The following is an 11846-nucleotide window of genomic DNA, read 5'->3' as shown; positions in this document are numbered from 1 at the left end:
GTATAGTTCAGCACGCACTCGCCCGCGCGGAACAGGCCCTGGATCAGATAGCGGTCGCGCAGCTCGTCGTTCGAGACACACTCCATCATGTCCGGGTGCGTGGCGTAATAAGTACGGTCGAACATCAGGGTCCCTCCAGCTGCGCCTATGTCGCGCTTGATTCTTCGACACGCGGGGTAACCGGTGTCAGGAGCTTTCGCAATATCAGTCGCGAGGCGGCGCGACCGAACCGCGACGGATCAGCGTCGAGCGGAACATGGATGGCTCTTCCACCACCTCGTCACCATCGGCAGTGAGCTTCAGCGCCGCGGAGCGGGCCATGGAAATGATCGGCCAGCGCACCGTGGTCAGCGGCGGCCAGATATGCGCGGCGATCGGTGTGTCGTCGAAGCCGACGATCGACAGGTCGCGCGGGACGTCGATGCCGCGCTGGCGCGCCGCGTGGAGCACGCCGGCCGCCATTTCGTCGTTGCAGGCGAAGATCGCGGTCGGGCGGGGCATCAGGTCGAGCAGACGATCGGCCGCCATCACCCCGGATTCGAACGTATAATTCCCTTCCGCGATCATCGAACGGGGCAGGGTGATCTTCGCAGCGGTCAGTGCCTGTTCGAAACCCTGGCGTCGTTCGCGCGCCGAGCGGAAGCCATGCGGGCCGAGCACCAGGCCGATGCGCTTGTGGCCCTGGTCGATCAGATAGTCGACCGCTGCCGTCACCGCCTCGCAGTCGTTGGAGGCGACCATATGCGCCGGATCGTCGAGTTCGGCCGAGCCCATGCGCACATAACGGCAGCCGATATCGTTGCAGAGCTTGGCGAGCTGGTTGTTCTCGCTGACCGGGGGCAGCAGGACGACACCGAACAGGCGTTGGCGCTCCAGGAAATTGCGCACATCGTCGAGCATCGTCGCTGAACCGCGGTCGATCGGGCGGACGACCAACTCGAATTCGGTACCGTGCAGTGATTCGAGAATGCCCTGCTGGACGTTCATCACCATCTGCGCATTCGGGTTGTCGTGGATCAACCCGATCAGGAAATTGCGCCGGAGCGCCAGTGCCCGCGCCTGGGGATTGGGGACATAGCCGAGCCCGCTGATAACGCCTTCGACATGCTTGCGCGTGTCGTCGCTGAGCAGGGGCGACCGGTTGATCACCCGGCTGACCGTCTTCTTGGAAACGCCCGCGATGCGGGCGACGTCGTTGATCGTGGGAAGGCCGGTTTTTCGCATCATGCGAAGGCATAGCGCCTATCCTGGCAAATCGCCAAATGCGCATCATAGCCGCAACAATGAGCACCGCGGGGAGGGGGACATCGAAACCACCAGAACCGGTCCTTGTCATTGACACCGGTTTACCTTAGGGTCCTATATGAAAGCGCCGACAGCGCGTGCGGGAGGGTTACGAGGGTGGATTCCACCGATTTTGCCCATGAAGTGGGTCATATTGCACAATCATTCGTCGATGCGCGCCGCGCCGGGCGGTCCTTGCCGGATTATCCGGGCACGGTGCCGGTCGCACTTGCCGATGCCTATGCGGTGCAGGACGCAGCGATCGCGCTGAACGAGGCGGAGATCGGCGGCTGGAAGGTCGGCCGGATCAATCCGCCGATCGACGGGGTCGACCGCCTCGCCGGGCCGATCTTCACCAGTCAGATCGTGGAAGCGACCGCCGAGCCGGTGGCGATGCCCGTCTTCGTTGGCGGCTTTGCCGCGGCCGAGGCCGAATTCCTGCTGCGGATCGGCGTCACGCCGCCTGCCGGCAAGACCCGATTCACTCATGAGGAAGCGGCTGCGCTGATCGATGCGGTGCATGTCGGGATCGAGATCGCCAGTTCGCCGCTGGCGGCGATCAACGATCTGGGCGCGGCGGTGACGATTTCCGATTTCGGCAACAATAACGGCCTCGTCATCGGGGCCGCCATCCGCGACTGGCAACGCGCCGAGATCGACAGCTGGCCGCTCGCGGTGGCGATCGACGGCGACGTGATCGGCACCGGCAAGGCGGAGGACATGCTCGATGGTCCTGTGGGCGCGGCGCGTTTCCTGTTCGAGCTGATGGCCGAGCGGGGAATTGCGCTGAAGCCCGGACAATGGATTTCCAGCGGCGCGGTAACCGGGGTACATGCCGTCAGGATCGGCGAACGGATCGAGGCACGCTTCGGTACGGATCTCGCGGTGGAATGCACGATAAAGGCCTCGTGAAGGGGCTCTTCGGGAGAGAGTGATGGCTGAATCGACGATGCCGGAGGTCGCCGACGCGGCGGCGACCCGGATGGGCCGGTATCGCTGGGTGATCTGCGGGCTGCTCTTTGCCGCCACTGCGATCAACTATGTCGACCGGCAGATGCTGGGCGTGCTCAAGGAGACGTTGCACGCCGAGGTCGGCTGGACCGAGATCGGCTATTCCAACGTCGTCTTCTGGTTTCAGACCGCGTACGCGATCGGCTATCTCGGCTTCGGCAAGCTGGTCGACCGGATCGGCGCCCGCTTTGGCTATGCCATCGCCTTCGTGATCTGGACGATCGCGCATATGGCGCATGGCGGCGTCCACAGCGTCACCCAGTTCGCCATGGTCCGCTTCGGCCTTGGTCTCGGCGAATCCGGCAACTTTCCGGCAGGCGTGAAGGCGGTGACCGAGTGGTTCCCCGCCAAGGAACGCGCGCTCGCCGTCGGCATCTTCAACGCGGGCGCGAATGTCGGTGCGATCATCACGCCGCTGGTCGTGCCGGCGCTGACGCTCGCTTATGGCTGGCGCATGGCGTTCGTCATCACCGGTGCGGCGAGCCTGGTCTGGCTGGTCGCCTGGCTGGCAATCTATCGTCGTCCGGAAGAATCGAAGCGGATATCGGCGGCCGAGCTCGCTTATGTCCAGAGCGACCCGGCCGATCCGGTCGAACCGATCCGCTGGAGCGTGGTCGTTCGGCGCAAGGAAACCTGGGCGTTCGCGCTCGGCAAGTTCTTCATCGATCCGATCTGGTGGATGTACATCTTCTGGCTGCCCGATTTCCTGGGCAAGACCTATCATCTGGACCTCAAGACCTTCGGCCCGCCGCTGGTCGCGGTCTATGTGCTGTCCGATGTGGGCAGCGTGGTGGGTGGCTGGGCGTCGTCGCGGATGATCCATCGCGGCCGGTCGGTGAATTTCGCGCGCAAATCGACGATGTTCGTGTGCGCGCTGTGCGTCACCCCGATCTTCTTCGCACAATATATCGACAATCTGTGGCTGGCGGTGCTGATCATCGGCGTGGCCGCCGCGGCGCACCAGGCCTTCTCGGCAAACGTCTATACCTTGCCGTCCGACCTGTTCCCACGCAGCGCGGTGGGGTCGGTGATCGGCATCGGCGGCACGGTCGGGGCGATCGGCGGCATGATCTTCTCGCTCTATATCGGGCAGATCCTCGACCGCATCGGCAGCTACACGCCGATCTTCATCGTTGCCGGATGCGCCTATTTCCTGGCGCTGGCATCGATCCATCTGCTGTCGCCGAAGCTGGCGCGCACCGAAGGCGCCTAAGCCGTCCCTTGTCGCTGCGCCGGCCCGCGCCGGCGCGGCGACCAGGGCGATCGTTTCCAGATCCACAGCGGCAGGCGCAGCACTGGATAGAGGATGCCCAGGCCCGAGGGGAGGCGCAGCAGCACCACGTCCTCGGCCGGGATCGCGACGCGCCGGATATGCGCCCAGGCATCGCCCCAGCGCGACAGGGTCAGCAGGGTCGCGCTCGGCTCGACCACCGAGTTCCAGGGCGTCTCGCTCAATTCCCGCGCGCCACCGCCTGCCGCCATCACCCGCAAGGCGAGCGTGTTGAGCAATCTGAGCCGGAGCGATCGCGGCGCGGCGAAACCGGGGGGCAGGGGCGTGTCGAATGCGGCATTGGCCAGCATGATCGCCGAAGCTGCCGGGCGCGTCGCACCGGCGGCTTGCGCTGCCGCCCACAGGCTCGCGCCGCCATCCTCGCTGGTGCCGAGCAGTGCGGCGATGTCCGCCAGCCATTTCAGTCGCGCCCAGGCATGGCCCGAGCCGTGCACGCACAGATAGGTGAACAGGGGAGGGTCGGTGAGCGTGCGCAGGGCGCCGGCGCCAGGGATCTGGACCATGCGGCGGTCGCTCGCTGGCGGCATGCCGGTATCGCTCGCGGCATCGGAAAGCCGCCAGTGCAACTCGATCCTTACCTTGCGCTGGCGATGATGATGCGCGCTGTCCTTGGAGATCGCCTGATAGGTCCTGAGTGCGCCGGGCGGGAGTGGCCTGGACGGCGCGGTCATCTCATAACCCGCCTCGTCGAGCACGGTCCAGGCGCGGGCGACGTCGCCGGGCGACACGACCATGTCGATATCGACCGAATCGCGCACCGCGATCGAGCCATAAGCGCGCACCGCAAGCGCTGAGCCCTTGAGGAACAGCGGCTCGATCCCGACCTTTTCGAGTAGTACCTGCAGGCGCAGGGCCTCGCCCGTATTCCGCAGTGCCGAGGTCATGGTCCGCTGCGCACGCTCGGCGATGCCGGGCGGCACGGCGAGACCGGCATGCACCAACCCCTCGCGGACCAGCCCGGCCACGCGGTGTCGCGCGGTGATCCGCTCAACGCATCCCCAATCCGCCCCTTTTGCCAGATCGACGATCCGCGCGGTGCGTTCGTCCGAGAGCGGTCGGGCGATCAGGGCGCAGGCGAGCGCGAATTCAGGGGATGCCTTGGGGCGAATTTCGGTGCTGCCTGATGCTGCGTCGGGGTGGATCGAGTTTAGCATCGCTGCGGAAAAAGCGCGATTGGCAATCGCCCGACCTTCAAGCTCCACGCCGTCCCGTCGCTGGAAACCCGCCGCCGAAAGCTGTTGGCAAGTGCCGAGCCAGCGCGCAAAGTCGAAATCGGGCGAATCAGACTGTTACGCGGGGATGTACGGGTTGAACGGCAAGAAATTACGCGGTGGCGGCTGGTTGGCCGCTGCCTGGGCGACGATCCAGTCAAGTGCAGCGCTGGCGCAGGATTCACTCGCCGATCCACAGGGCTCGGGCGCGATCGTTTCCGCGGTGCGCTGGCTTCAGGGCACCTTGCTGGGCACGGTCGCGACGGTGGTCGCGGTGATCGCGGTCGCCTCGGTCGGTTTCCTGATGCTGACCGGGCGGATCAACTGGCGTTATGGCGCGACGGTGATCCTGGGTTGCTTCATCCTGTTCGGGGCGGCCAGCATCGTGGCCGGCATCCAGTCCACCGCCAGCGCCGGATACTAATGTTATGAACAGGGGGGGCGCATGAACGGGCTGGAGCGGGACCCGCTGTTCGTCGCGCTCACCCGGCCGCAGATGTTTGCCGGTGTCACCTATAGCTATTTCGTGTTCAACGCGGTCATCGCGACCGAGCTGTTCCTGATCTTCCACGCCTTCTGGGTGCTGGGCGTCGCGCTGATCGTTCATCTGATCGGCGTCGTGATGTGCGTGCGGGAGCCGCGTATCTTCGACTTGTGGCTGACGCGCCTCGGTCGCTGTCCGCGCGTGCGCAACCATAAGATCTGGCGATGCAACTCCTACCGCCCTTGACATCCGACCGGCGGGCGGTCGCCCGCGAGAAGTTCGCGGGGTCCCATCTTCCTTATGCGCGGCACGTCGACGATCACACGATCGAGACGCGTGACGGGTTGCTCATGCAGTTCATCCATCTGCGCGGGCTGCTGTTCGAGACCGCCGACACCGACGAGATCAATTACCGCAAGGTGTTGCGCGATGCGATGCTGCAGGCGATCGGATCGTCGCGCTTTGCGCTGTACCACCATGTCATCCGCCGCCAGGCCGAGGTGGAGCTGCCGGCTAAGTTCCCCGACGCCTTCTCCGGCCAGCTCGACGCGGCGTGGCGGGCACGGCTGGCGAGCAAGCAGCTATACGTCAACGACCTGTTCGTGACCCTGATCCGCCGCCCATTGCAGGGCCGGGTCGGGATTGCCGATCGGGTGCGCGGTGTCTTCGGGCGAGCGACGACGACGTCGGAAGCGACCTCGGCCAACGAACTGCGCCAACTCGATGGTGCGCGCGACGCGTTGCTGGCGCAGCTCGGGAGCTACGCGCCGCGGCTGCTCGGCGTGTACGAGACCAAGCAGGGCGTGTGCTCGGAGCCGCTCGAATTCCTGTCGGCGCTCTACAATGGCGAGATGCGGCCGGTGCTGATGCCGATGCAGGATGCCGGCAGCTACATCCCCTATCGCCGTGTCAGCTTCGGTGAGGAGACGGTCGAGCTCGGGCCAGCGGGGAATACGCAGCGCGGGTTCGTCGGCATGGTCTCGATCAAGGATTACCCCGCGCAGACAGCGCCGGGCATGCTGGACGAGTTGCTGCGGCTGCCGTTCGAGCTGACCGTGTCGCAATCCTTTGGTTTCGTCGATCGGCAGGCCGCGCTCGGCAAGATGAACCTTGCGCTGCGGCGGATGCGGTCGGCCGAGGATGAGGCAGTGAGCCTGCGTGGCGAGCTGTCGAGCGCGAAGGATGAAGTCGCGGCCGGGCGTGCGGGCTTCGGCGAGCATCACATGACGATCGCGGTGCGCGGCGACACGCCGGCGGCGGTGGATGCTGGCGTGGCGGAAGTGCAGGCGTCGCTCGCCGATCTCGGCATCATCGCGGTGCGCGAGGAGATTGCGCTGGAACCCGCCTTCTGGGCGCAGTTCCCGGGCAACTTCAAATATATCGCGCGGCGCGGGCTGATCTCGACCGGGAATTTCGCCGGGTTCGCCAGCAGCCATAATTTCCCGCTCGGGCGGGCCGAGGGCAATCACTGGGGCGACGCGGTGACGTTGCTCGAGACGACCGCCGCCGGGCCCTATTATTTCAACTTCCACCAGGGCGACCTGGGCAATTTCACGGTGATCGGGCCGTCGGGCTCGGGCAAGACGGTGGTGCTCAACTTCCTGCTCGCCCAGGCGCGGAAGTTCCATCCGCGGGTGATCTTCTTCGACAAGGATCGCGGGGCCGAGCTGTTCATCCGCGCGATCGGCGGGCGCTACGATCTGTTGCGGCCGGGCGAAGCGTCGGGGCTCAACCCGCTGCAGGTCGAGGACAATCCCGGCAACCGCCAATTCCTGATCGACTGGGTCACGCAGCTCGCGGGCGGCGCCGACATCGACGAGGTGGCGAAGATCAAGGACGCGGTCGACGCGAACTTCGCCCAGCCACGCGAGCATCGCCGGCTGCGCCATTTCGCCGAGTTGTTCCGCGGCGGGCATCGTCCGCATGCCGCCGATCTATGGGCGCGGCTGCGGCCGTGGTGGGGTGACGGCGAGCGCGCCTGGCTGTTCGATAACGAGGAGGATCTGACCGATCTCTCGGCCGAGGCAGTCGGGTTCGACATGACCGCGATCCTCGACGATCCGGCGGTGCGCACGCCCGCCATGATGTACCTGTTTCACCGCGTCGAGGAGCGGCTCGACGGCACGGCGGCGATCATCGTCGTCGACGAGGGGTGGAAGGCGCTGGACGACGAGGTGTTCGTGCGCCGCATCAAGGATTGGGAGAAGACGATCCGGAAGCGGAACGGCATCGTCGGCTTCGCGACCCAGAGCGCGCAGGACGCCCTGGAGAGCAAGATCGCCAGCGCGATCATCGAACAGGCCGCGACGCAGATCTTCATGACCAACCCCAAGGCGCGAGCGGCGGATTATGTCGATGGCTTCGGCCTGACGCCGCACGAGTATGAGATCGTGCGGACCTTGCCTGACGACGCGCATTGCTTCCTGATCAAGCACGGCACCGACAGCGTGGTAGCGCGGCTCAACCTGTCGGGCGAGCGCGATATCCTCACGATCCTGTCGGGCCGCGAACGCACCGTGCGGCTGCTCGACGAGATCCGCGCCGAGAGCGGCGACGATCCCCAGAGCTGGATCCCGCGCCTGCTGGAGCGTGCCTGATGGCATGCCCGTCGATCTCGCCCGGCGGCGCTTTCCTCAGCGGCGTGCTGGGTTATGTCGATTGCCAGGCGCAGGCGATCGGGCAGGGTGGTTATCAGGCGCTGACGGCGCCGGGATCGATCGTATCGGTGCTGCTGACCGGGCTGCTGACGATCTTCGTCGCGCTGTTCGGCTATCGCATGATCCTGGGCCAGACGCCCGGTACACGCGAGGGTGTGCTCGCGTTGGTCAAGATCGGCGTGGTGTTGGCGCTGGCGACGAGCTGGCCGGCCTTTCGCACGCTGGCCTATAATGTCGCGATGCACGGTCCGGCCGAGCTGGCGGCGAGCATCGGTGGTTCGGCGGGCCTGCCCGGTTCGGATGGGGGCCTGGTCGGGCGGTTGCAGGGGATCGATAATGGGCTGGCCGAGCTGCAGCGGATCGGCACCGGTAAGCCGGTCGATGCCGAAGAGATTGTCGGGCCGACCCAGCCGCTGACGCCGCAGCAACAGCAGCAGCAATATCAGAAATTGCAGCAGCTTCAGCAGAAGCCGCGCTGGGACCCGACGCGCGATGCGACGATGCTCAGCCAGTCGCGGACGCTGTATTTGACGGGGGCGATCGCGTCCTTCTCGTCGGTGCGCGTGGTCGCCGGGCTGTTGCTGGCGCTCGGGCCGTTGTTCGCGCTGTTCCTGTTGTTCGACACGACGCGGGGCCTGTTCGAGGGCTGGGTGCGCGGGATTGCCGGGGCGGCGTTGGGTGCACTGTCGACATCGATCGTGCTGGGCGTCGAGCTGGCGTTGATGGAGCCTTGGCTGATCCAGATCCTCGAGCTGCGCCGTCAGAATATCCCGACGCCGTCGGTGCCGACCGAGCTGCTGGCGCTGACTCTGGTGTTTGTTTTGACCCTGCTCGCGGCACTGATCGCCACGGCGCGGGTGGCACAGGGCTTCCGTATGCCGGAGGCCGTGCGCACTGCCGCATCGCGCTGGGCCGAGGCGCTGCGCGAGCGGGCGCCGCAGCCGGCGCTTGCCGGGGCCGAACAGCATGAGATCGCCGATCCGCGCACCCGCGCGCATTCGGTCGCCGATGCGGTCGCCGCGAACCAGCGGCGCGAGGCTGGGCTGTTGCCGCCGCCGGCGGCGCAATTAAGCTATCAGGGGACGACCCAGGCCGTGTCGCGTGATATTCCGGTGGCGGCACCGGTGCCGCTCGGCCAAAGCTATCGGCGCCGCACGCGCGGGCGCGTATCGGCCGGCGCGTCCCGGCGGGACAGGAACGCATGAAGAAGACCTCACGAGAATCGCTCGACGCCTATTATCGCGAGGCTGAGAGCTGGGCGAGCGACCGGCAGGACCTGCTGCGCGCCTCGCGCCGGACCGCCTGGATCGTCGCGGCTGCGGCCGGCACGATCGCGGTGTGCGAGGCGATCGCGCTGATCGTGCTGACGCCGCTCAAGACCGTCGAGCCCTATACCTTGCTGGTCGATCGCCACACCGGTTTTGTCGAGGCGCTGAAGCCGCTCGATGCCAACAAGATCGCACCGGACAAGGCGCTGACCCAGTCCTTCCTCGTCCAATATGTCATCGCGCGCGAAAGCTTCGACATCGCGTCGTTGCAGGCCAATTATCGCAAAACGACCCTGTGGTCGGCCGACCCCGCCAAGGCGCAATATGTGTCGGGCGTGCAAGTGACGAACCCGGCCAGCCCGCTCGCACGCTATCCGCGTTCGACCGTGGTCAGCACGCGGGTGAAGAGCGTGTCGCCGCTCGGCGGCAATTCGACCCTGGTCCGCTTCGATACGCAGCGTCAGGACGCCGGCGGCCGGGTGCTGCCGGTCCAGTCATGGGTCGCAGTGATCCGCTATCGCTTCTCTGGCGAGCCGATGACGCGCGACGACCGGTTCGTGAACCCGCTCGGCTTCCAGGTGACCGGATATCGCCGCGACGCCGAGGATGTGACGCCGGTCGAGCCAGTCGCACCGGGCACTGCGGTGATCGATTCCTCGACCACCACAACCACGACGACCACCGAAGTTCCCGTGCAGAATGGCGTGCCAGCGGCCGCTCCGCCCAATTTCCCACCGCCGCAGCGCTCGCCGAACCGGCCCTCGCGGCCCGAGGTCGAGCTTTGAGGCTCGTACTGGTCCTGCTTGCCTTGCTGATGCCGGTGGCGGTCATGGCGCAAGTGCGCCCGGCGCCTGGGCCGGGCGATCCGCGCATCCAGACGGTGCTCTACGATACCAACCAGGTCGTGCAACTCCAGGTCGCGACGGGCTATCAACTCACTGTCGAGTTCGCGCTCGATGAGCGGATCGAGAATGTCGCAGTGGGCGACAGCGGCGCGTGGCAGGTCACTTCCAACAAGCGCGGCGATCATCTGTTCATCAAGGCAGTGCAGCCCGGCGTCACCACCAACCTGACCGTGGTGACCGACGCCCGCAGCTATATGTTCGATCTGGCGCCGCTCTACGGCCCGCTGCCCGACATGGCCTATACGGTGCGGTTCACCTATCCGCCGACGGCGGTGGCGACCGTCGCCGACACAGCGCCGCTCGTGGAGCCGGGACGCTACAAGCTCGGCGGGACACGCGCGATCCGGCCGTCCGAGATCGATGACGATGGCGAGAAGACCTATATCGTCTGGCCGGCCGACAAGCCGCTGCCGGCGGTTTTCGCGATCGACGAGAAGGGGCGGGAGATGCTGGTCGACGGCCATATGCGCGACGGCCAATATGTCATCGACAGCGTCAAGCCGAAGCTGCTGTTCCGCCTCGACAAGGACGTGGCGAGCGCGGTGCGCGTGAAGCCCAGGGCCAAACGCTGATGGCGAGCGCACCTCCGGCCACTGGCGGCGATCCCCGGATTGGCCCCGATGGCGAAGCCAGCGTTCGGCCGGTCGTCGCGCTGCCGGCGGCGGGCATGCCGTGGTGGGTGTTCGCGATCGGGCTCGGTCTTGTCGCGATCATCCTGTTCAGCGTGCTCGACATGCGGCGGCGTGCGCTGACGGCGCCACCGACGAAGCCGGGTTTCGCCGAAAATCTCGGTGGAGCATCGCCACAGCCCGCGCCGCTGTTCATCCCGCCCGCACCGGCACCGCCGCCGGTCGCGGTGGAGACCCCGGCGCCTCCACCACCGCCCCCGCCGCCACAGCGGATCCAGCAACCGCAGATCATCTATGTGCCGCAGCCCATGCCGCAGCAGCCCGTCGTGAACGAACCGCCGGCGCGGGCGCGGGCGACCGGCGATCCGGCGCTGATCATCGATACGACGACGGGCGATATCGCCGGATCGCCGGTTGCCGCCGATGGTGCGGCGGGCGCCGGTGCCGCAGCCGCTGACGGCGGGGGTGCCGCGGTCGCGACCCGCGCCCGGGCGAGCGTGATGCGCCATCGCCCGACTACGGTGCCGCAGGGGACGCTGATCCCGGCGGTGCTGGAGACCGCGCTCGATTCGACCCGGCCCGGCCTGGCGCGCGCGCTGGTGCAGCGCGACGTACGCGGTTTTGACGGCAGCAAGGTGCTGATCCAGCGCGGCAGCCGGCTGATCGGCGAGTATCGCGCCGATCTCCAGCCCGGTCAGAATCGCGCCACGGTGATGTGGACCCGGCTCGTCCGTCCGGACGGCGTGACGATTGCGATCGGTTCGCCCGCCGCCGACCCGCTCGGCCGCGTCGGCATCAAGGGCAGGGTCAACAGCCATTTCTTCGAACGCTTCGGATCGGCGATCCTGCAATCGACGCTTGATGTGGGGGTGAATCTTGCCTCGCGCATCGGCAATTCCAACTCGCCGGTGATCGTCGCGCTGCCGGGCGCGATGCAGAATGCGACGAGCGGACTGACCCAGGGGCAGCAGATCCAGCCGACCCTCAAGGTCAAGCAGGGTACCGCGATCAGCGTGTTCGTCGCGCGCGACCTGGATTTCACCGGCGTCGAGACGAAGCGGTGAGCGCGCCCGCGCGGGACGACCGCCCGGTCTATCTGCGCAGCT

11 protein-coding genes and 1 pseudogene are annotated in these 11846 nt (G+C 66.7%); 9 read left to right on the top strand and 3 right to left on the bottom strand.

Going from position 1 to position 11846, the window contains the following annotated elements; translation table 11 throughout:
• Positions 1–125, bottom strand: a pseudogene (locus WC729_RS18560) (5-dehydro-4-deoxy-D-glucuronate isomerase); the annotation flags it as partial.
• 79 nt (positions 126–204) lie between these two features.
• Complete coding sequence (locus WC729_RS18555; RefSeq protein ID WP_372855513.1) at positions 205–1224, bottom strand: LacI family DNA-binding transcriptional regulator; 1020 nt, start codon at positions 1222–1224, stop codon at positions 205–207.
• 204 nt (positions 1225–1428) lie between these two features.
• On the opposite strand from WC729_RS18555, the gene WC729_RS18550 reads away from it, so the two are divergent.
• Both WC729_RS18550 and WC729_RS18545 read left to right on the top strand, forming a co-directional pair.
• On the top strand, positions 1429–2196 hold the full coding sequence (locus WC729_RS18550; RefSeq protein WP_372855450.1) for a 2-keto-4-pentenoate hydratase: 768 nt from the start codon (positions 1429–1431) through the stop codon (positions 2194–2196).
• A gap of 22 nt (positions 2197–2218) precedes the next feature.
• Positions 2219–3508 (top strand): MFS transporter, encoded by a 1290-nt coding sequence (locus WC729_RS18545; protein WP_372855447.1) that lies wholly within the window; start codon positions 2219–2221, stop codon positions 3506–3508.
• On the opposite strand, the gene WC729_RS18540 is transcribed toward WC729_RS18545, so the two are convergent.
• Positions 3505–4740, bottom strand: a complete 1236-nt coding sequence (locus WC729_RS18540) for a nucleotidyltransferase family protein (RefSeq protein WP_372855445.1) — start codon at positions 4738–4740, stop codon at positions 3505–3507. The two genes, WC729_RS18545 and WC729_RS18540, sit on opposite strands and share 4 nt — an antisense overlap.
• A 187-nt stretch (positions 4741–4927) precedes the next feature.
• Between WC729_RS18540 and WC729_RS18535 the strand changes: the two genes are divergently transcribed.
• From WC729_RS18535 to WC729_RS18505, 7 genes are read left to right on the top strand one after another with little or no spacing between them, the layout of a single operon-like run.
• A complete protein-coding gene (locus tag WC729_RS18535) occupies positions 4928–5221 on the top strand; it encodes a TrbC/VirB2 family protein (RefSeq protein WP_372855511.1) in 294 nt (97 codons plus the stop codon).
• Positions 5222–5242: 21 nt separating this feature from the next.
• Positions 5243–5527 (top strand): type IV secretion system protein VirB3, encoded by a 285-nt coding sequence (locus WC729_RS18530; RefSeq protein ID WP_372855443.1) that lies wholly within the window; start codon positions 5243–5245, stop codon positions 5525–5527.
• On the top strand, positions 5506–7878 hold the full coding sequence (locus WC729_RS18525) for a VirB4 family type IV secretion/conjugal transfer ATPase (RefSeq protein ID WP_372855441.1): 2373 nt from the start codon (positions 5506–5508) through the stop codon (positions 7876–7878). The genes WC729_RS18530 and WC729_RS18525 overlap by 22 nt, the downstream gene beginning before the upstream one ends.
• A complete protein-coding gene (locus WC729_RS18520; RefSeq protein ID WP_372855439.1) occupies positions 7878–9143 on the top strand; it encodes a type IV secretion system protein in 1266 nt (421 codons plus the stop codon). Before WC729_RS18525 ends, WC729_RS18520 begins: the two co-directional genes overlap by 1 nt.
• Complete coding sequence (locus tag WC729_RS18515) at positions 9140–9991, top strand: virB8 family protein (RefSeq protein WP_372855437.1); 852 nt, start codon at positions 9140–9142, stop codon at positions 9989–9991. The genes WC729_RS18520 and WC729_RS18515 overlap by 4 nt, the downstream gene beginning before the upstream one ends.
• Positions 9988–10683 (top strand): TrbG/VirB9 family P-type conjugative transfer protein, encoded by a 696-nt coding sequence (locus WC729_RS18510; RefSeq protein ID WP_372855435.1) that lies wholly within the window; start codon positions 9988–9990, stop codon positions 10681–10683. Before WC729_RS18515 ends, WC729_RS18510 begins: the two co-directional genes overlap by 4 nt.
• Positions 10683–11804: a TrbI/VirB10 family protein gene (locus WC729_RS18505; protein WP_372855433.1), complete on the top strand. Its 1122-nt coding sequence runs from the start codon at positions 10683–10685 to the stop codon at positions 11802–11804. The genes WC729_RS18510 and WC729_RS18505 overlap by 1 nt, the downstream gene beginning before the upstream one ends.
• The last annotated feature ends 42 nt before the right edge of the window (positions 11805–11846 follow it).

The organism is Sphingomonas sp., from assembly GCF_041661825.1.
Lineage (GTDB): Bacteria > Pseudomonadota > Alphaproteobacteria > Sphingomonadales > Sphingomonadaceae > Sphingomonas.
This window is presented reverse-complemented; position numbering and strand designations above follow the sequence as displayed.

Coding starts and splice junctions, on each gene's coding strand:
- WC729_RS18545 (WP_372855447.1), top strand. CDS start 2,219: ATGGCTGAATCGACGATGCCGGAGGTCGCCGACGCGGCGGCGACCCGG.
- WC729_RS18540 (WP_372855445.1), bottom strand. CDS start 4,740: ATGCTAAACTCGATCCACCCCGACGCAGCATCAGGCAGCACCGAAATT.
- WC729_RS18505 (WP_372855433.1), top strand. CDS start 10,683: ATGGCGAGCGCACCTCCGGCCACTGGCGGCGATCCCCGGATTGGCCCC.
- WC729_RS18555 (WP_372855513.1), bottom strand. CDS start 1,224: ATGCGAAAAACCGGCCTTCCCACGATCAACGACGTCGCCCGCATCGCG.
- WC729_RS18530 (WP_372855443.1), top strand. CDS start 5,243: ATGAACGGGCTGGAGCGGGACCCGCTGTTCGTCGCGCTCACCCGGCCG.
- WC729_RS18520 (WP_372855439.1), top strand. CDS start 7,878: ATGGCATGCCCGTCGATCTCGCCCGGCGGCGCTTTCCTCAGCGGCGTG.
- WC729_RS18525 (WP_372855441.1), top strand. CDS start 5,506: ATGCAACTCCTACCGCCCTTGACATCCGACCGGCGGGCGGTCGCCCGC.
- WC729_RS18515 (WP_372855437.1), top strand. CDS start 9,140: ATGAAGAAGACCTCACGAGAATCGCTCGACGCCTATTATCGCGAGGCT.